Raw genomic sequence first — 22261 nt, forward strand, 5'->3', positions numbered from 1 at the left:
GGAGACACGGCGGCATCGTAGGGCTGTTCGGGGGACGACGACGGGTCGACGCCGCCCGGTCGGCCGTGTGTGGCTGCTGGGCGTGACGCGGTGAGCGGCTGCCGGGGCGCGACCGGCAGACGTTCGCGCTGGTCCACCCTGCGTTCCCCGGGGACTCCCTCGGGTGAGCGCGCGGCCCACTCGGCCGAGGGATCTCCCGCCTGATCGTCCGAAGGACGACTACACCTTACGTCCGTTTGACTGGCACACGGCGCCCGGAACCGGGCAGGTGTCCGGGTGCCGTGGTCCCCAGGTGGGAGTCGGGGGCCGGGTCGGAGCGGCAGGAGGAATGCGTGGGAGCGAGCACGTCGGGCGCGGGCGTCGACGGGGTGCTGTTCGGTGGCGTCGCCCCGGCCGGGTCGCCGTGGGTCGGGCTGACGGCGGTCGACGACGGGCCCGGGGCGCGACGACGTCGGGTCGCGGTGGCCGGGGTGTCGCTGATGGGCGCGGCGGCGCTGAGCACCGCGGTGTTCCAGACCGTCGCCGGGACCTCGACCTCGCTGGCGATGACCCCCGGGCTCGGCGCGCTGTTCGCCGGTTCCTCGACCCCGGCTCCCCAGGGCCCGACGTCCCAGGCCCTGGCGGTGCGGCCCACCGGCCTCGCCGCCCCCGCGATCACCGACCTGGGCCCGGTCCCGGTCGTCGTGGCCCCGACGACGGCGACGCAGGTCGACCTACAGGCGCAGCGCGGGCCGCTGCCCGGGCCGGGGGAACTCGCCGCCGGGATCGGCGTGCCGGCCGCGGTCGCCCCGGTCGCGGCAGGTCCCGCCGGGGGATCGGGGGCACCCGCCGCGGGGGCGCCCGCCGGTGCGGGCCCGGTCGGTGCGGCTCCGGGGGGTTCGGCGCCGGGTGGTGCCGCGCCGGGTGGTGCCGCGCCGGGCGGTGCGGCTCCGGGCGGCTCGACGACGACCCGGCCCACGACGACCACGCCGACGTCCGCCCCGCCCACCACCACGACCCGGCCGACGCCCCCGTCGACCACCCGACCGCCCACGACGACTCCGTCCACGACGACGGCGCCGTCCGGCTCGGCCGCGCCGTCGTCGCCGACCTCGGCGGCGCCGCCCCGCTCGTCGCGCCCGAGGTCGTCGGCCCCCTCCTCGAAGCCCTCCGAGCCGCCGGCGCCGAAGCCCTCGCCGTCGTCGGGATCCTCGAAGCCCGCCGGTGGATCGGCGGGATCGGACAAGCCCTCGTCGGGCGGCTCGGGGTCCTGACCGCCGGGCCCGATTCGCGTCGTTGGGAGCTGCGTGTCGGTGATGCGTGCGAAGATGCCGCGTCACACGGGTGGCCCCGATCCGGCCCCCGCGACCGGGGTTGGGGTGGATCAGATGAGTGAGTCGGACCGCGAGCCGCAGGACGGCGACCCGTTCGCGCGGCCGCAGGGGGAGCAGGCCGGGTCCTCGGGGTCGGGCTCGGAGGAGTCGTCCGGCTACCCGCCGCCCACCGCCTACCCGGGCAGCTCCACCACCGGCTCGGGCTCGTCGGAGCAGGCCGGGCCCGGGTCCGGGTCGTTCCCGTCGCCGGGCTCCTCGGGCGGCTACGGCCAGCAGGGGTACGGGCAGACCGGCTACGGGCAGCAGGGCTACGGCCAGAGCGGGTACGGCCAGCAGGGCTTCGGTCAACCGGGATACGGGCAGACCGGGTACGGCGGCCAGCAGGGATACGGGCAGCCCGGCTACGTCCAGCCCGCCTACGGGCAGCCCGGCTACCCTCAGCAGTCGCCGTACGGCTACGCGGGATCCGGGGCCGGCCCGACGAACGGCCTGGCGATCGTCTCGCTGGTGCTCTCGCTCCTGGGGCTGTTCTTCTACGTCACCGCGATCGGCGGTGTGATCTGCGGGCACATCGCGCGGCGGCAGATCCGGGAGGGGCACGAGACCGGGGACGGGATGGCGCTCGCCGGCCTGATCATCGGCTACATCATCCTCGCGCTCGGCGTGCTCCTCTTCGTGTTCTTCATCGTCGTGATCATCGGGGCGGCCGCGTCGTCGGGCGGGAACTCCTACTGACGACGCCGCCCCCGGGTCCGAGGGGAACCGGGGGCGGGCGCGGGCCGCGGTCGTCGCGTCAGCGGCGCCCGAGGCGCAGGTTGCGGCGCTGTTCGGCGCGCAGCTGGTAGATCACGATCGGCAGCACGACGAGGGCCACGAACGGCAGGCCCACCATCGGCAGGACGAACAGGCCGACCAGACCCAGGAGCATGACGACGAGCGCGGTCACCGGCGAGGTGGCGACCTCGCGGGCGCGCAGCAGCCATTCCGGGGTCGGACGGGCGGTGGCGGACTGATCGGCGCGCAGGTCCGGCAGACCGACGCGGGGCAGGGTCGGGGTGTTGTGGGGCCAGGGCAGTGCCATCGGGAGCGCGAGATCCTTCGTGGTCGGGAGCGGACCGGGGCCGGGGGGGAAGAGCACCGGGCTCGTTCGGGATCGATCGAGCCCGGCACGGAGTCAGACGTGTCGTCCGGGGCCCGGTTGCCCTCGACGGAGGTGTCGATTCGGCAACGGCCGGCGGGACGGGCGAGGCCCCCGGACAGTTTGCTCGTGCTTCCCCCACACGGACCAGCACACGGTGGGGTGGTTCCGGCCCTAGGGTGTCCGGGCGTGGCGTCCGCGAATCACCCCGAACCGTCCGTCGGGAACCCGCCCGAGGCTGTCGACCCCGAGGTCGCGGCCCTGCTCACACGGATGCGCGACCGCGGTGAGCCGGCGATGTTCGCCGGCACCGAGACTGCCGAGGGGGTGGCCGCGGCGCGGGCGCGCTACGCCGCGCTGATGGTCGAGACCGTGCGTCCGGTCGACCGCGGACCGGAGCTCGTCACGGACGGCCCGGTGCCGCTGCGGGTGCACCGTCCGGAGGGCGGGGCGTCGGGAGCGCTCGTGGTGTTCGTCCACGGGGGCGGCTGGGTTCTCGGCGGCGGCGACGTCTACGACCCGGTGGCGCAGCGCCTGGCCGACGACACCCGCGCCGTCGTCGTCGCCGTCGATCACCGCCTCGCCCCCGAGCAGCCCTTCCCGGTGCCGCACGGCGACGTCCTGACGGCGCTCGACTGGGTCGTCGCCCACGCCGACCGCTGGGACGCCGACCCCGCCCGCCTGGGGCTCGCGGGCGACAGCTCCGGCGCGAACCTCGTCGCGGCGGCCGCGCTCGCCCGGCGTGACACGGGCGCCCCGGCCGCCGTGACCCTGCTGGTCTACCCGCCGCCGGACTTCGAGGGCTGGTACCCCTCGGTCCGCGAGAACGGCGAGGGGTACTTCCTCACCGCCGCCGACGTGGTGGCGTGCAGCCGGCTCTACCTCGCCGGGGCGTCCCCACGGGGTGATGCGCGGCTCTCACCGCTGCGGGCCGACCTCACCGGCCTCGGCCCGACGATCATCGCCACCGCCGGGTTCGACCCGCTCCGCGACGCCGGGCACGCCTTCGCCGACGCGCTCGCGCAGGCCGGGGTGGACGTGCGGCGTCGCGAGCACCCGTCGCTGGTGCACGGGTTCCTCGGCTTCACCGACGTCTCGACGGCGTGCGACGACGCGGTGGCGGCCTTGCATGCGGAGGTGGCTGCCGCCCTGTGAGCACTTTCCGGGGCTATGACCCCGGAAAGTGCTCACAGGCGCGTAGCGCACCTCAGAACGAGTGCTCCGCCGTCGGGTAGGCGCCCTCGCGGACCTCGTGCGCGAACTGCTCGGCGGCGCCCCCGAGCGCACCGGCGAGGTCGGCGTAGCGCTTGACGAACCGCGGCACCCGCCCGGTGTTCAGGCCGGCCATGTCCGGCCAGACGAGCACCTGCGCGTCGGTGTCCGGGCCCGCGCCGATGCCGATGGTCGGGACCCGCAGCTCGGCGGTCACCCGCTTCGCGACGTCGGCCGGGACCATCTCGAGCACCACCGCGAACGCGCCCGCGGCCTGGACGGCCAGCGCGTCCTCGATGAGCTTCTCGGCCCCCGCGGCACCCCGGCCCTGCACCCGGAACCCCCCGAGCGCGTGCTCGCTCTGCGGGGTGAAGCCGAGGTGGGCCATCACCGGGATGCCGGCGTCGGTGAGCGCGCGGATCTGGCCGGCGTACTGCGCGCCGCCCTCGAGCTTCACCGCGGCCGCGCCGCCCTCCTTGAAGAACCGCACCGCGGTCTCGAGGGCCTGCGCCGGGGAGGACTGGTAGGAGCCGAAGGGGAGGTCGGCGACGACGAGCGCCCGGGACGTGCCCCGGACGACCGCCTTGGTGAGCATGAGCAGCTCGTCGACCGAGACCGGCACGGTGGAGTCGTAGCCGAGCACGTTGTTCGCGGCGGAGTCGCCGACGAGCAGGACCGGGATCCCGGCCTCGTCGAAGATCCGTCCGGTGGGGAAGTCATAGGCGGTGAGCATCGGCCAGCGCTCACCCGCGTCCTTCCACTGCTGCAGGTGGTGGATGCGGACCCGCTTCGGGAGCGAACGGGCAGCCTGCGGTTCGGGTGACGTCATCGTCTCCGTCCTCCTGCCTCGAGGCCCGCGGCGCGGGTCCCCGGGCGTGCCGAGGTTCTGGTCGGACGACACGAGCGTTTCACCGCGCGGGCGTGGTGCGGGCCCGGTGGGACGAGCTTCACAGCGCGGCGGCATCCCGGTGGGTGAACGGCGCCGTCCTGGCGTTGGACGCCAGGAACGTGCCGTTGCTTGTGGGGCAGGGCCGGCGGTCCTGGGGGGTGAGTGGCGCCGTCCTGACGTTGGACGCCAGGAACGTGCCGTTGCTGCCACCGGGGCGGGCGGGGCCGGGGCGGCGGGGCAGGCGGGGCCGGGGCGGCGCCCGGGGGCGGGCGTGGCCGCCGATCGGGGGTTGCAAGGATGACCGTCGTGAGGCGACGGGGCGCGGGGACCGAGGGTCGGACCGACGACGACGGCGGCGGCGTCCCGACCCCACCGCGTCGCCCGTCCCGCACGGTGCTCCGCCTCGTCGCGGCGCTCGCGGTCCTCCTGGCCGCCGGGTGCGCGGACGCCGCGACGGGCCCGGCGGCCCCGCCGGCCGCGATCACGACGAGCACCGCCGACCCGACCCCGGGCGCGATACCTCCCGGCCTCGAGCGCTTCTACACCCAGCGACCGGACTGGGGCTCGTGCGTCCCGTTCGCCACCACCGACGACCAGCGCCAGTACTACGCCCAGCCCGGCCTGCAGTGCGCGAAGCTCGAGGTCCCGATCGACTACAACAATCCGCAGGGTCCGACCGCCCAGCTCGCCATCTCGCGGTTGCCGGCCACCGACGCGACCCAGCGCATCGGGTCGCTGCTGGTCAACCCCGGCGGCCCAGGGGCGTCTGGGATCCAGATCGCCTCCCAGCTCGCGCTGCTGATGAAGAACACCGAGGTCGCCCGCAAGTTCGACCTCGTCGGGTTCGACCCGCGGGGGATCGGCGCGAGCACCCCGACGATCCACTGCCTCACCGCCGCCCAGCAGGACGCCCAGCGCACCACCGACATCCTCGACCCGTCCCCGGCCGGCGTCGCGCGCGCCGAGGCCGCGGCCCGCGAAACTGCGGACGGCTGTGCCCAGAAGACCGGCACGAGCTTCCTCGCCAACGTCGGCACCCGCGACGTCGCCCGGGACATGGACGTGCTGCGCGGCGTCGTCGGCGACAAGCAGCTGACCTACCTCGGCTACTCCTACGGCACCCACATCGGGTCGGCCTACGCCGAGGAGTTCCCCCGCAACGTCCGGGCGATGGTCCTCGACGGCGCCGTGGATCCCTCCCAGAACTCGACCGACGCCCTCGTCGACCAGGGCCGCGGGTTCCAGGGGGTGTTCGACGCGTTCGCGAAGGACTGCGCGTCGAAGCCGGGCTGTCCCCTCGGCAGCGCACCTGGAGAGGCCACCGCCCGCTTCCAGCAGCTGACCCGCCCGCTGCTGGCCAAGCCGATCGCGCTGCCCGACGGCCGGGAGCTCTCGTACGGCGACGCCCAGCAGGGCACCATCCAGGCGCTCTACGCCACCTCGCAGTGGCCCGAGCTCCGCCAGGGGCTCACCGAGCTCACCCAGGGCCGCGGCCAGACCCTCATGGGCCTCGCCGACGACTACTACGACCGCGCGCCCAACGGCGTCTACTCCCCGCAGCAGGACGCCTTCAACGCGGTCCGCTGCGTCGACGACCCGCAGATCAAGGACCATGCACAGGCGCTCGACCAGGCGCGCCGCTACAACGCCGCCGCGCCGTTCCTGGACTCCGGGCGCGGCCCGAGCTCCGCGCTCGACACGTGCGGCTTCTGGCCGGTGCCCGCGACCGACGGCCCCCACGTGCCGCAGGTGGCGGGACTCGCCGCCCCGCTCGTCGTCTCCACCACCGACGACCCGGCGACCCCGTACCAGTCCGGCGTGAACCTGGCGAAGGACCTGCACGGGTCGCTGCTGACCAAGGTCGGCGACCAGCACACCGCGTCGTTCCAGGGCTTCCCGTGCGTCGACACGATCGTCACCCGCTACCTCGTCGACGGCACCCCGGCACCGGCGAACGCCCGGTGTCCCGACCAGGGGTGACGAGAACCCCCGACCGGGCGGGCAGGGTAGGACCCCCCTGTGACGCCCCTGTAACACGGTCTCCTTAGGGTCGGGGGATGGATCGCCAGCAGGAGTTCGTCCTGCGGACGCTCGACGAGCGCGACATCCGCTTCGTGCGGCTCTGGTTCACCGACGTCCTGGGCTACCTCAAGTCGGTGGCGATCGCGCCCGCCGAGCTCGAGGGGGCGTTCGCCGAGGGGATCGGCTTCGACGGCTCGTCCATCGAGGGCTTCAGCCGCGTCTACGAGTCCGACATGGTCGCCAAGCCCGACCCGTCCACCTTCCAGGTCCTGCCCTGGGAGGACACCGAGGGCGACCACTACTCGGCGCGGATGCTGTGCGACATCACGATGCCCGACGGGTCGCCGTCGTGGGCCGACCCGCGCCACGTGCTGCGCCGGTCGCTCTCGCGTGCCGCTGAGGCCGGCTTCACCTGCTACGTCCATCCCGAGATCGAGTTCTACCTGCTGCGGGGCCTTCCCGACGACGGGACGCCGCCCGTCCCGGCGGACACCGGCGGCTACTTCGACCAGGCCAGCCACGACGTCGCGCCGCACTTCCGTCGCCGCTCCATCGAGGCGCTCGAGGCCATGGGGATCTCCGTCGAGTTCTCCCACCACGAGGGCGGGCCCGGCCAGCAGGAGATCGATCTGCGCTACGCCGACGCCCTGACGATGGCGGACAACATCATGACGTTCCGCTACCTCGTCAAGGAGGTGGCGATCACCCAGGGCGTGCGGGCGTCGTTCATGCCCAAGCCGTTCACCGACCACCCCGGCTCGGCGATGCACACCCACGTCAGCCTGTTCGAGGGTGACCAGAACGCCTTCCACGACGCCGCCGAGCCCTTCGAGCTCTCCAAGACCGGCAAGGCCTTCGTCGCGGGCGTGCTGCGCCACGCGCGCGAGATGTCGGCGGTCACCAACCAGTTCGTGAACTCCTACAAGCGCCTCGTGGTGGGCGGCGAAGCCCCGACGGCGGTGTGCTGGGGCCACGCGAACCGGTCGGCCCTGGTGCGCGTGCCGATGTACTCGCCGGGCAAGGCCTCGTCGCGGCGTGTGGAGGTCCGGTCGCTGGACTCCGCGGCCAACCCCTACCTGGCCTACGCGGTGATCCTCGGCGCCGGGCTCAAGGGGATCTCCGAGGGCTACGAGTTGCCGCCGGCCGCCGAGGACAACGTCTGGTCGCTCACCGAGGGCGAGCGGCGCGCGATGGGGTACCAGACGCTGCCGCAGAACCTCGACGGCGCGCTGCAGGCCTTCGAGCAGTCCGACCTCATGGCCGAGATCCTCGGCGAGCACGTGTTCGACTTCTTCCTGCGCAACAAGCGCACCGAGTGGGACAACTACCGCCGCAACGTGACCCCCTACGAGCTGTCGACCTACCTGCCGATTCTTTGAGCTTCGCTCGAGTGCGTGTGTTTCCGTGCCCCGGCACGGAAACGCACGCACACGTCGAGCCTCTAGGCTCGACGAAGTGACCGCTCCCCGTGCCGCGCGCGATCGCCGTCCCGCTCGGGCCCCGGCGCGTCTCGGTCTCACCGACGCCGACGCGGGCCCCCGCCTGGCCGAGCTGGGCTGGTGGGACGGGGAGGACCCGGTGCCCGGCGCTGCCCTCGTCGTGTGGGCCCTCGCGCGGGCGGCGGACCCCGACCTCGCGCTGCTGGCGATCGAGCGGCTCCGCGAGGCCCTGGCCGCCGACGGCTGGGCCGAGCTCGACGCGGCCCTGCGCGCCGACCAGGGGTTGCGGGGGCGGCTGTTCGGGGTGCTGGGCGGCTCGACGGCGCTGGGTGACCACCTCGTCGCCCAGCCCGAGCGGTGGCGGCTGCTGCGCACCGTCCTCGCGCCGGGCCGGGTGCACGACGCCTCCCGGATGCCCTCGGCGGCCGACCGGCGCCGCACCCACCTCGACGCGGTGGGCGCGAAGGCCGACGAGGAGACGCCCGCCGCGACGGTCTCGGGCCACGCCGCCGTCGAGCTGCTCCGCCTCGCCTGGCGCGACGACGTGCTGCTGCTGGCGGCCGCGGACCTGCAGTCGGTGTGCGAACCGGAGCTGCCGTTCTGGCCGGTCGACGTCATCTCCGCCCAGCTCGCCGACGTCGCCGCCGCCGGGTTGGAGGCCGCCCTCGCCGTCGCGCGCGCCGAGGTCGGGCCCGAGCGGACGGCCGACCACCGGCTCGCCGTCATCGGCATGGGCAAGTGCGGCGGGCGGGAGCTCAACTACGTCTCCGACATCGACGTCATCTTCGTCGCCGACGGTTCCGTGGACTCGGCGACACGGGTGGCCGCGGCGATGATGCGGATCGCGACGGAGGCCTTTCTCGAGGTCGACGCGAACCTGCGCCCCGAGGGCCGGTCCGGGCAGCTCGTGCGCACCCTCGAGGGCCACGTCTCCTACTACCGGCGCTGGGCGCGCACGTGGGAGTTCCAGGCGCTGCTCAAGGCGCGCCCGGTGGCGGGCGACCTCGCGCTCGGCGAGGAGTACTGCGAGGCGCTCGCCCCCATGGTCTGGAGCGCGGCCGAGCGCGAGGACTTCGTCGCCGACGTGCGCGCCATGCGACGCCGGGTCGAGGACCACATCCGCCACGACCACGCCGACCGCGAGCTCAAGCTCGGCCGCGGCGGGCTGCGCGACGTCGAGTTCGCCGTGCAGCTGCTCCAGCTCGTCCACGGCCGCGGCGACGAGACGCTGCGCGGCCAGAACACCCTCGAGACCCTCAAGGCGCTCGGCGACGGCGGGTACGTGGGCCGCGACGACGCCGCGAACCTCGCCGCCTCCTACCGCTTCCTGCGGATGCTCGAGCACCGGGTCCAGCTGCAGAAGCTGCGCCGCACCCACCTCTTCCCCTCCGACGACGACGCCGCGGGCCTGCGCTGGCTCGCGCGCGCCGCGAAGCTGCGTCCCGACGGCCGCCGCGACGCCGTCGGCGTCCTGCAGGGCGAGCTTGCCCGCAACACCGTCCGGGTCCGGCGGCTTCACGAGAAGCTCTTCTACCGGCCGCTGCTGGAGTCGGTGGCCCGGGTGCCGGGGGAGGAGCTGGTCCTCACCGAGTCCAGCGCCACCAAGCGGCTCGCGGCGCTGGGCTGGAGCTCGCCGGCCGGGGCGCTCAAGCACGTCGCCGCGCTGACGTCCGGGACCAGCCGCGCGTCCCGCATCCAGCGGGCGCTCATGCCGGTGCTGCTCGACCGCCTCGGCACCACCGCCGACCCCGACCACGGGCTGCTCGCCTACCGCAAGGTCTCCGAGGCGCTCGCCGACACCCCGTGGTTCCTCGCGCTGCTCCGCGACGAGGGCCTCGCCGCCGATCGGCTCTGCTACGTGCTGGGCACCTCCCGGTGGGTCGCCGAGATGATGCCGCGCTCGCCCGAGGTGCTGCGCCTGCTCGGGGGCGACGGGCCCTCCGCGGACCTGGTGGCGCGCGACCCCGACGAGGTCGCGACCTCGCTGCGCGCCGCCGTCGGGCGGCACACCGACCCGCGCTCGGCGAGCAACGTCGCCCGCTCGCTGCGCCGGGTCGAGCTGCTGCGGGTCGCGTGCGCCGACCTGCTCGGGCTCACCGATGTCCCGCAGGTGTGCGCCGCGCTGTCGAGCGTCTGGGTGGCGGTGCTGCAGGCCGCGCTGGACGCGGCCCAGCGCGAGCGGGCCGGGGACGGGCCGCGCCCCGCGGAGATCGCGATCATCGGGATGGGCCGGCTCGGCGGGGCGGAACTGGGCTACGGCTCCGACGCCGACGTCGTCGTGGTGTGCGAGCCGGCCGCGGGCGTCTCGGACCAGGACGCGACGACGTACGCGCGGGCGGTCGTCGAGGCGGTCACCGCGGCGCTCGGGGCGCCGAGCCCCGACCCGCCGCTCGAGGTCGACACCAAGCTGCGTCCCGAGGGCCGGTCGGGGCCGCTGGTGCGCACGCTGTCCTCCTACGCGGACTACCTGCGACGGTGGGCGGCGACCTGGGAGCGGCAGGCCCTGCTGCGCGCCCGCCCGGTGGCCGGCGACCCCGAGCTGGGCCGACGGTTCGAGGAGGTCATCGCCCCGTACCGCTACCCCGGGGAGGGCCTGCCGGAGCCGGCCGCGATGGAGATCCGGAAGATGAAGGCCAGGGTCGACGCCGAGCGCCTCCCGCGGGGCGCCGACCGCGCGCTGCACACGAAGCTCGGCACCGGCGGGCTCGCCGACGTCGAGTGGACCGTGCAGCTGCTCCAGCTCCAGCACGCCGGGCGGCTGCCGTCGCTGCGCACGACGTCGACGCTCGAGGCGCTGCGGGCGCTCGCGGAGGCCGACCTGCTCTCCGCCGAGGACGCCGCCGCGCTCGCGGCGGGCTGGACGATCGCGACCCGGGCCCGGGGCGTGGCCACGCTCGTGCGGGGCAAGCCCACCGACCAGCTGCCCCGCTCCGGGCGGGAGCTCGCGGCGATCGCCTCCGCGCTCGGCTACCCGGAGGACGACCCGGGGGCCTGCATCGACGAGTACCGCCGGGTCACCCGGCACGCCCGCGCGGTCGTGGACGAGGCGTTCTCGGCGGTGGACTGAGAGCTGTTCAACGGGCGAGGTGCGGCAGGTCCAGCGTCACCGGGAACGGCGCCGTCAGCCCGACGACGGGTCCCTGGGCCACCTCGCGGTAGGAGGCGCCGTCGAGCTCGTGGAGGTGGCCGACCGGACCGTCCTGCTCGATCCGCAGGTACCACCGGACGCCGGCCTCGGCGTAGAGCCGCGGCTTGAGGATGCGGTCGTACGCGGCGTTCCCCGGGCTCACGACCTCGACGACGAGGGCCACGTCGGCCGCGTCGTTCATCGCAGCGGCCATGTCGGCCCGGGCGATCACGGCGACGTCCGGGATGAGGACCCGGTCGATCCCGACGCGGACGTTCGGCTCGCCGAGGACGTCCCATCCGACCGTGGCGCCGGCGTCGAGGGCGCCCCAGGTGCGGTAGGCGAGCCGCTGGTGCGGGTTCGACGCCCGCGGGCTCATCACGAGGGCACCGTCGACGAGCTCGACGTGCTGCTCCGTCGGGAGATCGAGCCAGTCCTGCTCGGTCCACGGTCCGGCGTGCACGAAGGGGTCGGGCACCTGCTCGGGTGCGGCCACGGTGCCTCCTCGTCGGCGTCGGGCGTGGCGGTCATGGTCGCACCGTCGCACGGGCCACCGACAGCCTCGGGCCCGTCGAGTGACATCGGCGGGCCCGGTGGCGTTCGGGTGGGGCGACCCGTCATCATCGAACACGTGTTCGATGAGCGGGGTCCGGCGCAGCGCCGGAACGAGCGATCGGGCGCCCTGCAGCGCACCGAGGTCCGACGGGTCTGGGTGGACCTCGCCGTCGCCTACCCCCGCCCGACGGAGCGCCCGCCGCGGGCGTACCCCGAGGGCGTCGACCTGCAGAGCCGCGTCCCGGGGGAGCTCCTCGGGTGGCGGCGCACGACGACGGGGGAGTGGGTCGGGTGGGTGTGCGTCCCGATCAGCCAGGGCGAGGAGGTCCGCTACGTCTACCAGTACGTGGCCGCCGCGGCGCTCTCCCCGCGGGAGGACCTGCGGGACCGGCGGTAGACGCACGACGGCCCGGCCACCCCGTGGGGTGGCCGGGCCGTCGTCGTCAGCCGCTCGATCTCAGCAGTTGTAGTACAGCTCGAACTCGTACGGGTGCGGCCGCAGGCGCAGGCCGGTCACGTCGTCGCGCTTGAGCTCGACCCACTTCTCGATGAGGTCGGAGGTGAACACACCGCCCTCGAGCAGGTAGTCGTGGTCGGACTCGAGGTTGTCGACCGCGGCGTCCAGGCTGGCCGGCACCTGGGCGATGTTGGCGGCCTCCTCGGGCGGGAGCTCGTAGAGGTCCTTGTCGACCGGCGTCGGCGGCTCGATCTTGTTCCGGATGCCGTCGAGGCCCGCCATCATCATGGCCGCGAACGACAGGTACGGGTTGCCCGACGAGTCGGGGCAGCGGAACTCGAGGCGCTTGGCCTTCGGGTTGTTGCCCGTGATCGGGATGCGGACGCACGCCGAGCGGTTCCGGTTCGAGTAGACCAGGTTGATCGGGGCCTCGAAGCCGGGCACCAGGCGGTGGTACGAGTTCGCCGTGGCGTTGGTGAAGGCCACCAGCGAGGGCGCGTGGTGCAGGATGCCGCCGATGTAGTGGCGGGCCATGTCCGAGAGCCCGGCGTAGCCGTTCTCGTCGTAGAACAGCGGCTCGCCGCCCTTGAACAGCGACTGGTGGCAGTGCATGCCCGAGCCGTTGTCGCCGGCCAGCGGCTTCGGCATGAAGGTGACCGACTTGCCGGCCTGCCACGCCGTGTTCTTGACGATGTACTTGAACAGCTGCAGGTCGTCCGCGGCGTGCAGCAGCGTGTTGAACTTGTAGTTGATCTCGGCCTGGCCGCCGGTGCCGACCTCGTGGTGCAGCTTCTCGAGCGCGAAGCCGGCGTTGGTGAGGTTGGTGCCGATCGCGGCGCGCAGGTCGGAGGTCTGGTCGGTGGGCTCGACCGGGAAGTACCCGCCCTTGGCGGCGATCTTGTAGCCCTTGTTGCCGCCCGCCTCCTCGCGGGCGGTGTTCCACACGCCCTCGATGGCGTCGACGGCGTAGAACTGGCGGTTCATCGACGACTCGTACTGCACCGAGTCGAAGATGTAGAACTCGGCCTCGGGGCCGAAGAAGCAGGTGTCGGCGACGTCGACCGTCGACAGGAAGTTCTCCGCCTTGCGGGCCACGTTGCGCGGGTCGCGGCTGTAGGCCTCGAGCGTCAGCGGGTCGTGGACGAAGAAGTTCATGTTCAGGGTCTTCTGGGCCCGGAACGGGTCGATGCGCCCCGTCGCCACGTCGGGCAGCAGCGTCATGTCCGACTCGTTGATCGTCTGGAACCCGGTGACCGAGGAGCCGTCGAAGGCGAGACCGTCGTTGAACACGGCCTCATCGAACTCCGACGCGGGCACGGTGAAGTGCTGCATCTGGCCGGGGAGGTCGCAGAACCGGACGTCGACGTACTGCACCCCCTCGTCGGAGATGTACTTGAAGACCTCGTCCTGGTTGTTGAACACCCTCGCTGGCTCCTTCTCTGGCACTGTCGTCACGGCCCGAACGGTCCCGCCCGGTCGGGTGCCGCTCACCGCATCAGGTGATCCCGGACGCTAAGCGGGCGGCGTTACTCGCTCGTCGCGTCGGTGTTTCGCAGCAGTTAACGGGCCCGTCTCACATTTCGTGCACCGTCCCGTCGTCCGCTGTCGGGTCGTGGACGAGCCGGTCGGCGACGTTGCCGTGGCGCATCCCGACGCCGCGGGACCGTAGCCTGTCAGAGTGTCGTGGATTCGTGAATGGCTCACCGACGAGGGGCCTGATCGGGCGGCCAGGGGTGGCCCGGAACGTCACGAAGGTCCGGGTCGGGCGACCGCGCCGACACGACGCGTACCCGGTGCTGAGCCGAACGGGGGGCCGAGGCCGACGCCGGCCCGGGGGGCGACGCGCCCCGACGCCGACGGGTGGCCCGGCCGCGATCTCGGGCTCCCGGAGCACGGCCCCGGCTCGGCGGCGAGCCCGCTCCTGCGCGGCGGTCAGTTCCTGCTCGACCTGCTCGTCGGCGGCCTCGTCGCCTCGGCGATCAGCTTCCCGGCGCCCGCCTACCTCAGCCTCGCCGTGTGGGCGGTGCTCGTGACCCTGCCGGTCGCGCTCCTCGGCCAGACGCCGGCGATGGTCCTGACGGGGCTACGGGTGGCGCGCGTCGACGGGGCCCCGCGGGTGGGGGCGTGGGCCCTGGCGCGGACGGTCTCGCTGTTCTTCGTCGTCCCGGCGCTGATCATGGACCGGGACGGGCGAGGGCTGCACGACCGCGTCAGCCGCACCGTCGTCGTCAGGACCAGATAGTCAGCGCCGACGGACGGTGCGCTGCATGCCCTTCATCTGGGCGCCCTTGGGCATCGGGCCCTTCGGCATCGCCGGGCCGCCACGGCCCGCGATGGCCGCGAGCCGCTTCTCGAGGGTCTCCATCTGGGTGCGGTCGATGTTGCGGGGGAGCTTGGTCATGTGCCGCTGCAGCTTGGAGAGCGGCACGTCGCCCTCCTCGTTGCCCACGGTGAGCTCGTAGATCGGCACCTGGCCGGCGACCCGGGAGACCTTCTTCTTCTCCTGGGCGAGCAGCCCCTTCGTCCGGTGCGAGGCGCCCTCGGCCACGAGCACCACGCCGGGGCGGCCGATCACGCGGTGGACGACGTCGAGCTGGGTGGTGCCCGCGACGGCCTGGGTGACCCGCCACTGCCCCCGCATGTTGTCCAGGGCCCACCCGGCGGCGCCGGGCTGGCCGTCGGCCTTGGCGTAGACGTTGTTCTGCACGCGGCGCCCGAACACGAGCATCGCCAGCGCCGCGCCGAGCAGCACCCCGATCGGCACGAGGAACCACGACTGCCCGATGAGCAGGCCGACCACCAGCGCCACGAGGGCGGTGAGGACGATGACGCCGATCATCAGCGGCAGGAGGAGCTTGTCCTCCTTGCGCTGCATCTGGAACGCCTGCCAGATCTGCGACCAGCGCTGTCGGCGCTCCGCGCGCGCAGCCTGCTTGGCGGCCTTCTTCTCTTCCTTGGTCGCCTTGCCGGCGGTGCCCTTCGCCATGGCACCCATTCTGCCGGAAGGGTCCTAACCGCGGCGGGCCAGGACCGAGCCGACCTCCTGGCGGGCCTCTCCCTCGTCCGCCAGCTCGGCCATGCCCTCCGGCAGCGCCTCGCCGCGGTGGCGCTTGGCCTGGGCGTAGAGCCGCCCGGCCCGGTAGGACGAGCGCACCAGCGGTCCGGCCATGACGCCCGCGAAGCCGATGCGGGTGGCCTCGTCGCGGTGCTTCACGAACTCCTCGGGCTTCACCCAGCGCTCCACCGGGTGGTGGCGCAGCGACGGGCGCAGGTACTGGGTGAGGGTCAGCAGGTCGCACCCGGCGTCGTGCAGGTCGCGCATCGCCGAGGTGACCTCCTCGGGGGTCTCGCCCATGCCGAGGATGAGGTTCGACTTCGTGACGAGGCCCGCAGCGCGCGCCTTGCGGATCACGTCGAGCGAGCGCTCGTAGCGGAAGCCCGGGCGGATGCGCCTGAAGATGCGCGGCACCGTCTCCAGGTTGTGTGCGAGGACCTCGGGCGCGGCGTCGAAGACCGGGCCGAGCTGGTCGTCGCGGCCGTCGAAGTCCGGGATGAGCAGCTCCACCCCGGTGCCCGGGTTCGTCCCGTGGACCTGCCGCACCGTCTCGGCGTACAGCCACGACCCGCCGTCGTCGAGGTCGTCGCGGGCCACCCCGGTGATCGTCGAGTAGCGCAGCCCCATCTGGCGCACCGACTCGGCGACCTTGCAGGGCTCGTCGCGGTCCAGCGGCGAGGGCTTCCCGGTGTCGATCTGGCAGAAGTCGCAGCGACGGGTGCACTGCTCGCCACCGATGAGGAAGGTCGCCTCGCGGTCCTCCCAGCACTCGTAGATGTTGGGGCAGCCCGCCTCCTCGCACACCGTGGCGAGGCCCGCGGAGCGCACCATGCCCTTGAGCTCGGAGAAGTTGGGGCCGGTCTGGACGCGGGTGCGGATCCAGTCGGGCTTGCGCTCGATGGGTGTCTGCGAGTTGCGGACCTCGAGGCGGAGCAGCTTGCGTCCCTCGGGAGCGGTCGCGGGTCCGGTCGTCGTGGTCACGGCCCGAGTTTACGCGCGCTAGCCCGATAGGCTGATCAGTCGTGGACCTCCGGATCTTCACCGAGCCGCAGCAGGGGGCCACCTATGACGATCTCCTCCGGGTCGCCCGCTGCGCCGAGGACGCGGGCTACGACGCCTTCTTCCGCTCCGACCACCTGCTCGCGATGGGGGACTCGTCGGGGCTGCCCGGGCCCACCGACGCGTGGGTGACGCTGGGCGCGCTGGCCCGGGAGACGACGACGATCCGGCTCGGCACGCTGATGACCGCGGCCACCTTCCGCCTGCCCGGTCTGCTCGGGGTGGCCGTCGCGCAGGTCGACCAGATGTCGGGCGGGCGGGTCGAGCTGGGCCTCGGCACCGGCTGGTACGAGGCCGAGCACCGCGCCTACGGCATCCCGTTCCCGTCGCTCGCGGACCGCTTCGGGATACTGACCGAGCAGCTCGAGGTCCTGACCGGGGCGTGGCAGACGCCCGTCGGACGGGGCTACAGCTTCGACGGCGAGCACTACACCTTCGCCGAGAGCCCCGGGCTGCCCAAGCCGGTGCAGGACCCCCGCCCGCCGATCATCGTCGGGGGTTCCGGACGACGCCGCACCCCGGCGCTCGCCGCGCGCTACGCGGACGAGATCGACGTGCCGTTCGCGGGGGTGGACGAGGTCGCCGCCCAGCTCGACCGGGTCGACGACGCCTGCCGTGAGCTCGGGCGCGATCCGGGCACGTTGCGGCGCTCGACGGCGCAGGTGCTGTGCGCGGGCGGCGACGACGCGAGCGTGCGACGGCGGGCGGCGGCGATCGGCCGGGAGCCCGACGAGCTGCGGGCGCGGGGCCTGGCAGGCACGGCGGCCGAGATCGTCGACAAGATCGGCCGGTTCGCCGAGGTCGGCGTCGAGCGGGTGTACCTGCAGATGCTCGACCTCTCCGACCTCGACCACCTGGAGTTCGTCGCCGGGCACGTGGCGCCGGCGCTGTAGGGGTCGTCTGCCTACCGCGGGCGAAGGGTTCAGCGGCCGGCGAGCATCTCCACCGCGACGCCGCCGACGGTCGCCGTCGTGGCCCGCTCGAGCGGGTGGTCGCTGACGGGGAGATCCCTGGAGCAGGCCGCCAGGACGGCGTCCCGGACGGCGGGCCGGATCTCCTCGACGCCGACCTGCCGACCCAGCTCGGCGGTCAGGCTGGTGACGCCCGCGTCGGAGATCCCGCAGGGCACGATCGCGCCGAAGGCGGTGAGGTCGGGGTCGGCGTTGATCGCGAACCCGTGCAGCGTCACCCCGCGCGCCACCCGCACCCCGATCGCGGCGATCTTGCGCTCCGGCCGGCCCGCGCCGGCGGCCAGCCACACCCCGGAGCGGCCCTCGACGCGCCCGGTCGTCAGCCCGTAGCCGGCGCAGACGTGGATGAGGGCCTCCTCGAGGCGGCGCACGTGGGCGACGACGTCGAAGGGCTCGGCCAGCTTCAGGACGGGGTAGCCGACGAGCTGGCCGGGGCCGTGCCAGGTGATCCGGCCGCCGCGGTCGACGTCGACGACGGGGGTGCCGTCGGCCGGGCGGTCCTCGGGCTGAGTGCGCCGGCCCGCGGTGTAGACGCTGGGGTGCTCGAGGAGCATGAGGACGTCGGGCCCGGTGCCCGCGACGCGCGCCGCGGCGTGGGTGCGCTGCTGCTCCCAGGCCTGCGTGTACTCGACGGTGCCCAGGTCGAGGACCTGCATCGGGTCGCTGCTCGCGCGGTGGGAGCCCATGGCCCCGAAGCTACTCGGCCCGAGGGTGCTCAGCCGAGCCGCGCCAGCGCCGCCTGCGCCGTCCGCCGACCACTCACGAGGGCGCCCTGGGTGGAGGGGGAGTCCCGGTGGTCGCCGGCGACGAAGCGGCCGTCGCCGAGGTCCACCTCCCGGCGCAGGCGCGGCGGCGTCGGGGGCGGGGTGGCGGGCAGGGCGTGCGGGACCGACACCGTCGTCAGGTGCTCCCACGACGCCGTCGCCCGCCCGTAGATCCGCTCCAGCTCGGCCCGCAGCCGCGGCTCGGGCAGCGGCTCGGACCCGAGCACCGTCGAGACGACGAGGTGGCGGTGGTCGGGGGAGTACGAGGGCGCCGCGGCGGTGAGGACCAGGGTGTTGACGATCGGGCCGCCGGTGCCGTCGAGGTGCAGCAGCGCCTGACGGGTCGGCGGGACGTCGGTGACGTGGTAGTGGCTGGTCAGCGCCAGCGGGTGCGGGGCCTCGACGCGGCCGCCGAGCAGCGCGGCGGCGGCGGTCCCCTCGGCGGCCACGATCACCGCTCCGGCCCGCACCCGCCCGCGGTCGGTCCCGACGTCGACCCCCGCACCCGACGGCGTGAGCCCGGTGACCCGGGTCGAGAGGTGCACCGTCCCCGCGGGCAGGCGCGCGGCGAGCTGGGTGGGGACGGCGCCGATGCCGCGCGAGGGCACCGTCAGGTCGCCGAGGGCGAAGGTGCGCCAGAAGAGCGAGACCACCCGTGAGGACGTGGCGAGGTCGGGGTCGCCGGTGACGCCGGCCAGGAACGGGCGCAGGAACCGCTCGGTGGCCGCCCCGGAGAGCCCGAACCGGGCGAGGTCGGCTGCCGCGGAGCGCTCCGGCGCCCGGGACTGGCGCGAGGGCGGCACGAGCAGCGAGCGCAGCGTGTAGGCCGCGATCCCGAGCTTCGCGCGCGGCCCGAGCAAGGAGTCGAGCGCGGTCCGCGGCGCCCAGGAGGGCCGGCGTCGGGGGTCGGCGAGCCGGTGGAGCCGGCCGTCGTCGGTGCGCACCGCCGCTCCGGGGACGAACGCGCGCAGGTCGAGGGCCTCGAGGTCCACGGCGGCGCGGAGCGCGGGATAGGCGGTGTTGAGGATCTGGAAGCCGCGGTCGACGAGGAACCCGTCGACGACGTCGGTCCGCACCCGGCCGCCGACGCCGTCCGAGGCCTCGCACACCACCACCGAGCGACCGGACCGGGCCACGGTCCGGGCGGCGTTCAGCCCCGCCAGACCGGCCCCGACGACGAGGACGTCGATCGCGTCCGGCAGATCCGGCGGACCGGCCACGGGCTCAGCCGTCCAGCACGGCGGAGAGCGCGGCGCTCGCCGTCGTGTGCGAGAAGGTGTAGCCCTCGCGCTCGAGGACGCCCGGCAGGACCCGCTGGCTGACCAGCACGCCCTCGTCGGCGAACTCGCCCAGGACGGCCCGCATCGCGAAGCCCGGCACGATCCACGGGGCGGGCCGGTGGATGACCGAGGCCATCGTCGTGACGAACTCGCGGCAGGTCACCGGGGCGGGGCCGGTGGCGTTGACCGGGCCGGAGACGGTGTCGTGCTCGAGCGCCCAGGTGATCGCGCCGATCTCGTCATCGAGGCTGATCCACGGCCAGTACTGCTCGCCGGAGCCAAGCCGCCCGCCGAGGCCGAACTTGAACACCGGCCGCATGATCCCCATGAGGCCGCCGGCGTGGGAGAGCACGAGCCCGGTGCGGATGGTGACGACCCGCGCGCCGGCCACGGCGGCCGGTGCGGTGGCGTTCTCCCAGTCGCGGACCAGGTCGGCGAGGAAGCCCCGGCCGCGGGCGCCCGACTCGTCGACCGCGACCGCCCCGGTGTCGCCGTAGTAGCCGACCGCCGACCCGTTGATCATCACGGGGACGCCCTGGGCGGCGACCGCGCGGGCGAGCACGTCGGTGGGGACGAGGCGGCTGTCGCGCAGCTCCTGCTTGCGGGCGCCGGTCCAGCGCTTGTCGGCGATCCCGGCGCCGGAGAGGTTGATCACCGCGTCCGCACCGTCGAGGGCGCCGTCGTCGATGCGCCCTGACGGCGGGTCCCACCCGCGCTCGTCGGGGGCCTGCGGCGTGCGGCGGACCAGGCGGACCACCTCGTGGCCGGCGCTGCGCAGGTGGGGCACCAGCGCGGTACCGATGAGTCCGGACGAACCGGAGATGACGACGCGCATGGCGTGATCGTTGCGGAGTCCCGGGCGCGGCGCGACCCGGGGAGCGCCCGGCGGGTGTCGTCGTCGGCGTCCGGTTCGCCCCGGTTTCGACCGAAGGGCACCTTCGCTCGATCTAGTCGAGCGAGGGTGCCCTTCGATCAGGACGACGGGGGCAGGGCGCTAGACGAGCCCGAGGTCCGCCTCGAACGCCCCGGCCTCGAGCCGGGCCTTGACCGACCCGAGGAACCGGGCGGCGTCCGCCCCGTCGACGATGCGGTGGTCGTAGGACAGGCACAGGTAGGCCATCGAGCGGATCGCGATCGACTCGCCGCCCTCGCTGTCGGTCACCACGACCGGCTTCTTCACGACGGCGCCCGTGCCCAGGATGCCGACCTGGGGCTGGTTGATGATCGGGGTGTCGATCAGCGCGCCGCGCGAGCCGGTGTTGGTGATCGTGAACGTGCCGCCGGAGAGCTCGTCCGGGGCGATCTTGTTCGCGCGGGTGCGGTCGGCCACGTCCGCGATCTTGCGGGCGAGCCCGCCGAGGTTGAGGTCCCCGGCGTCGTGGATCACCGGCACGATCAGCCCGGCCGGCGAGTCCACCGCGATCCCGAGGTGCTCGGCGCCGTGGTAGGTGACCTCGCCCTTCTCGGTGTCGATCGAGGAGTTCACGCCCGGGTGGGCCTTGAGCGCCTCGACGGTCGCGAGCGCCATGAACGGCAGGAACGAGAGCTTCACGCCCTCGCGGCGCGCGAAGTCGTCCTTGGCCCGGTCACGCAGCCGCGCGATCCGTGTGAGGTCGGCCTCGACGACGGTGGTGAGCTGCGCGGACGTCTGCAGCGACTCGACCATCCGCTTGGCGATCGTCGCCCGCCGCCGCGACAGCTTCTGCGTGGTGCCCCGCAGCCCGGACTCGTCGGGCGCCGGGATCGCCGAGCCTGCGCCCGACGGGCGCTGCACCTCGCCGCCGTGCACCGCGCCGGGACCGGACCCGCCCGTGGCCGCGGCCTGCCGGGGCGCCTCGGCCTCGGTCTCGGACGGGGCCGACGACGCGGCCGCGCGCTGCTGGTCCTGCTCGTCGGCGGCCTTGACGACGTCCTGCTTGCGGATGCGGCCGCCGACGCCGGTGCCGCTGATCGCGGAGAGGTCGACGCCGCGCTCGGAGGCGAGCTTGCGCACCAGCGGCGTCACGTACGGGGCGCCCTGCGGCGAGCTCTGCCCGTTGCCGTCCCCGCGGGTCGACGCCCCGCCGCCGGACTCCTGGGACTCGAGGGCGCCCGCGTTCGCCGGCCCGCTCGGCCCGACGGGCTCGGAGACCTCGTGGGACACGTAGTCGTCCGCGCCCGAGGCGGCGACCGCGCCGTCCTCGTCGGTGCCGGACGACCCGCTCTCCTCGGGCTGCCGGGGCTGCTCGGGCTCGGACCGCTGCGGCTCCGGCTGCGACGGCGCGTCACCGTCGCCCGAGGAGGGGCTGCCGCTCCCGACGACCGCGAGGACGCCGCCGACCTCGACGGTGTCGTCCTCGTTCGCGCGGACCTCGAGCAGCGTCCCGGCGACCGGCGAGGGGATCTCGGTGTCGACCTTGTCGGTCGAGACCTCGAGCAGCGGCTCGTCGACCTCGACGGTGTCGCCGACCTGCTTGAGCCAGCGGGTGATCGTCCCCTCGGTCACCGACTCACCCAGCGCCGGCATCTCGACCTCGGTTCCTGAGCCGCCGGAGGACCCGCCCGCCGATGAGCCGCCCGACGACGCCGCCGGCTGCTGCTGCTGGGGCTCGGGTTCCGGCTCGGGCTCGGGCTGCTGCTGGGCCGGCTCGGGCTGCTGCTGGGCCGGCTCGGGCGCCGACTCCTGCTGGGGCGCCGGTTCCTGCTGCGCGGACTCCTGCGCCCCGCCGCCGCCCCCGCCGCCCTCGGACTCGTCGCCGATGACCGCGAGGTCACCGCCGATCTCGACCGTGTCGTCCTCACCGGCGACGATCCGCTGAAGGATCCCGGCCTGCGGCGAGGGGATCTCGGTGTCGACCTTGTCGGTCGAGACCTCGAGGAGCGGCTCGTCGACGTCGACGTGGTCGCCCTCCTGCTTCAGCCACCGGGTGATGGTGCCCTCGGTGACGCTCTCGCCGAGAGCAGGCATCTGGACGGTGTAGGCCATCGTGCTCGGGACTCC

At 74.1% G+C, this 22261-nt stretch carries 20 protein-coding genes; 9 read left to right on the plus strand and 11 right to left on the minus strand.

Annotated features, from left to right (window positions below; genetic code table 11):
* Nucleotides 1–332 precede the first annotated feature (332 nt).
* Nucleotides 333–1253 carry a hypothetical protein gene (locus VGH76_RS24500; RefSeq protein ID WP_331559366.1) on the plus strand — a complete coding sequence of 307 codons (921 nt, stop codon included), beginning with the start codon at nucleotides 333–335 and terminating at the stop codon, nucleotides 1251–1253.
* Nucleotides 1254–1367: 114 nt separating this feature from the next.
* Nucleotides 1368–2048 (plus strand): DUF4190 domain-containing protein, encoded by a 681-nt coding sequence (locus tag VGH76_RS24505; protein ID WP_331559367.1) that lies wholly within the window; start codon nucleotides 1368–1370, stop codon nucleotides 2046–2048.
* Between the two features lie 58 nt (nucleotides 2049–2106).
* On the opposite strand, the gene VGH76_RS24510 is transcribed toward VGH76_RS24505, so the two are convergent.
* The gene (locus VGH76_RS24510) at nucleotides 2107–2394 is read right to left on the minus strand and encodes a hypothetical protein (RefSeq protein WP_331559368.1); all 288 of its coding nucleotides are present in this window, start codon (nucleotides 2392–2394) and stop codon (nucleotides 2107–2109) included.
* Between the two features lie 246 nt (nucleotides 2395–2640).
* On the opposite strand from VGH76_RS24510, the gene VGH76_RS24515 reads away from it, so the two are divergent.
* Nucleotides 2641–3606, plus strand: a complete 966-nt coding sequence (locus tag VGH76_RS24515) for an alpha/beta hydrolase (RefSeq protein WP_331559369.1) — start codon at nucleotides 2641–2643, stop codon at nucleotides 3604–3606.
* Nucleotides 3607–3658: 52 nt separating this feature from the next.
* Here the strand turns inward: VGH76_RS24515 and panB are convergent, their stop codons facing one another.
* Together panB and VGH76_RS24525 are read right to left on the minus strand one after the other, a co-directional pair.
* Nucleotides 3659–4492 carry a 3-methyl-2-oxobutanoate hydroxymethyltransferase gene (gene panB, locus VGH76_RS24520; protein ID WP_331559370.1) on the minus strand — a complete coding sequence of 278 codons (834 nt, stop codon included), beginning with the start codon at nucleotides 4490–4492 and terminating at the stop codon, nucleotides 3659–3661.
* A gap of 118 nt (nucleotides 4493–4610) precedes the next feature.
* Nucleotides 4611–4847 (minus strand): hypothetical protein, encoded by a 237-nt coding sequence (locus tag VGH76_RS24525; protein WP_331559371.1) that lies wholly within the window; start codon nucleotides 4845–4847, stop codon nucleotides 4611–4613.
* Nucleotides 4848–4849: 2 nt separating this feature from the next.
* Between VGH76_RS24525 and VGH76_RS24530 the strand changes: the two genes are divergently transcribed.
* From VGH76_RS24530 to VGH76_RS24540, 3 genes are all read left to right on the plus strand, one after another.
* On the plus strand, nucleotides 4850–6532 hold the full coding sequence (locus VGH76_RS24530; protein WP_414637808.1) for an alpha/beta hydrolase: 1683 nt from the start codon (nucleotides 4850–4852) through the stop codon (nucleotides 6530–6532).
* 77 nt (nucleotides 6533–6609) lie between these two features.
* Nucleotides 6610–7953, plus strand: a complete 1344-nt coding sequence (locus VGH76_RS24535) for a glutamine synthetase family protein (protein WP_331559373.1) — start codon at nucleotides 6610–6612, stop codon at nucleotides 7951–7953.
* Nucleotides 7954–8029: 76 nt separating this feature from the next.
* Nucleotides 8030–11080: a bifunctional [glutamine synthetase] adenylyltransferase/[glutamine synthetase]-adenylyl-L-tyrosine phosphorylase gene (locus tag VGH76_RS24540; RefSeq protein WP_331559374.1), complete on the plus strand. Its 3051-nt coding sequence runs from the start codon at nucleotides 8030–8032 to the stop codon at nucleotides 11078–11080.
* A 7-nt stretch (nucleotides 11081–11087) separates the two neighbouring features.
* Here VGH76_RS24540 and VGH76_RS24545 read toward each other — a convergent pair whose 3' ends face one another.
* Complete coding sequence (locus VGH76_RS24545) at nucleotides 11088–11636, minus strand: Uma2 family endonuclease (RefSeq protein ID WP_331559375.1); 549 nt, start codon at nucleotides 11634–11636, stop codon at nucleotides 11088–11090.
* Between the two features lie 135 nt (nucleotides 11637–11771).
* On the opposite strand from VGH76_RS24545, the gene VGH76_RS24550 reads away from it, so the two are divergent.
* Nucleotides 11772–12092: a hypothetical protein gene (locus VGH76_RS24550; protein WP_331559376.1), complete on the plus strand. Its 321-nt coding sequence runs from the start codon at nucleotides 11772–11774 to the stop codon at nucleotides 12090–12092.
* Between the two features lie 60 nt (nucleotides 12093–12152).
* Here the strand turns inward: VGH76_RS24550 and glnA are convergent, their stop codons facing one another.
* Nucleotides 12153–13574 carry a type I glutamate--ammonia ligase gene (glnA, locus tag VGH76_RS24555; protein ID WP_331559392.1) on the minus strand — a complete coding sequence of 474 codons (1422 nt, stop codon included), beginning with the start codon at nucleotides 13572–13574 and terminating at the stop codon, nucleotides 12153–12155.
* Nucleotides 13575–13830: 256 nt separating this feature from the next.
* On the opposite strand from glnA, the gene VGH76_RS24560 reads away from it, so the two are divergent.
* Nucleotides 13831–14394 carry an RDD family protein gene (locus VGH76_RS24560; RefSeq protein ID WP_331559377.1) on the plus strand — a complete coding sequence of 188 codons (564 nt, stop codon included), beginning with the start codon at nucleotides 13831–13833 and terminating at the stop codon, nucleotides 14392–14394.
* On the opposite strand, the gene VGH76_RS24565 is transcribed toward VGH76_RS24560, so the two are convergent.
* Together VGH76_RS24565 and lipA are read right to left on the minus strand one after the other, a co-directional pair.
* A complete protein-coding gene (locus VGH76_RS24565; protein ID WP_331559378.1) occupies nucleotides 14395–15138 on the minus strand; it encodes a DUF4191 domain-containing protein in 744 nt (247 codons plus the stop codon).
* A gap of 24 nt (nucleotides 15139–15162) precedes the next feature.
* Nucleotides 15163–16188 carry a lipoyl synthase gene (gene lipA, locus VGH76_RS24570; RefSeq protein WP_331559379.1) on the minus strand — a complete coding sequence of 342 codons (1026 nt, stop codon included), beginning with the start codon at nucleotides 16186–16188 and terminating at the stop codon, nucleotides 15163–15165.
* Between the two features lie 41 nt (nucleotides 16189–16229).
* Here lipA and VGH76_RS24575 point away from each other — a divergent pair, with 41 nt between their 5' ends.
* Nucleotides 16230–17159 (plus strand): LLM class F420-dependent oxidoreductase, encoded by a 930-nt coding sequence (locus VGH76_RS24575; protein WP_331559380.1) that lies wholly within the window; start codon nucleotides 16230–16232, stop codon nucleotides 17157–17159.
* A gap of 29 nt (nucleotides 17160–17188) precedes the next feature.
* Here VGH76_RS24575 and lipB read toward each other — a convergent pair whose 3' ends face one another.
* The 4 genes from lipB to sucB all read right to left on the minus strand — a co-directional run bounded on the left by lipB (nucleotide 17189) and on the right by sucB (nucleotide 22246).
* Complete coding sequence (gene lipB / locus VGH76_RS24580; RefSeq protein ID WP_331559383.1) at nucleotides 17189–17923, minus strand: lipoyl(octanoyl) transferase LipB; 735 nt, start codon at nucleotides 17921–17923, stop codon at nucleotides 17189–17191.
* Nucleotides 17924–17952: 29 nt separating this feature from the next.
* Nucleotides 17953–19221 carry an NAD(P)/FAD-dependent oxidoreductase gene (locus VGH76_RS24585; protein ID WP_331559384.1) on the minus strand — a complete coding sequence of 423 codons (1269 nt, stop codon included), beginning with the start codon at nucleotides 19219–19221 and terminating at the stop codon, nucleotides 17953–17955.
* Nucleotides 19222–19225: 4 nt separating this feature from the next.
* Complete coding sequence (locus VGH76_RS24590) at nucleotides 19226–20116, minus strand: TIGR01777 family oxidoreductase (protein ID WP_331559385.1); 891 nt, start codon at nucleotides 20114–20116, stop codon at nucleotides 19226–19228.
* 159 nt (nucleotides 20117–20275) lie between these two features.
* Complete coding sequence (gene sucB, locus VGH76_RS24595; RefSeq protein WP_331559386.1) at nucleotides 20276–22246, minus strand: 2-oxoglutarate dehydrogenase, E2 component, dihydrolipoamide succinyltransferase; 1971 nt, start codon at nucleotides 22244–22246, stop codon at nucleotides 20276–20278.
* Nucleotides 22247–22261: the final 15 nt, after the last annotated feature.

Source organism: Actinomycetospora sp., from assembly GCF_036497585.1.
Taxonomy (GTDB): Bacteria; Actinomycetota; Actinomycetes; order Mycobacteriales; family Pseudonocardiaceae; genus Actinomycetospora.

What these genes read in the sequence shown, in the direction of transcription:
- VGH76_RS24505 (WP_331559367.1), top strand. Translation starts at nt 1,368, where the DNA reads ATGAGTGAGTCGGACCGCGAGCCGCAGGACGGCGACCCGTTCGCGCGG.
- VGH76_RS24510 (WP_331559368.1), bottom strand. Translation starts at nt 2,394, where the DNA reads ATGGCACTGCCCTGGCCCCACAACACCCCGACCCTGCCCCGCGTCGGT.
- panB (WP_331559370.1), bottom strand. Translation starts at nt 4,492, where the DNA reads ATGACGTCACCCGAACCGCAGGCTGCCCGTTCGCTCCCGAAGCGGGTC.
- VGH76_RS24530 (WP_414637808.1), top strand. Translation starts at nt 4,850, where the DNA reads ATGACCGTCGTGAGGCGACGGGGCGCGGGGACCGAGGGTCGGACCGAC.
- VGH76_RS24535 (WP_331559373.1), top strand. Translation starts at nt 6,610, where the DNA reads ATGGATCGCCAGCAGGAGTTCGTCCTGCGGACGCTCGACGAGCGCGAC.
- VGH76_RS24565 (WP_331559378.1), bottom strand. Translation starts at nt 15,138, where the DNA reads ATGGCGAAGGGCACCGCCGGCAAGGCGACCAAGGAAGAGAAGAAGGCC.
- lipB (WP_331559383.1), bottom strand. Translation starts at nt 17,923, where the DNA reads ATGGGCTCCCACCGCGCGAGCAGCGACCCGATGCAGGTCCTCGACCTG.
- VGH76_RS24590 (WP_331559385.1), bottom strand. Translation starts at nt 20,116, where the DNA reads ATGCGCGTCGTCATCTCCGGTTCGTCCGGACTCATCGGTACCGCGCTG.
- sucB (WP_331559386.1), bottom strand. Translation starts at nt 22,246, where the DNA reads ATGGCCTACACCGTCCAGATGCCTGCTCTCGGCGAGAGCGTCACCGAG.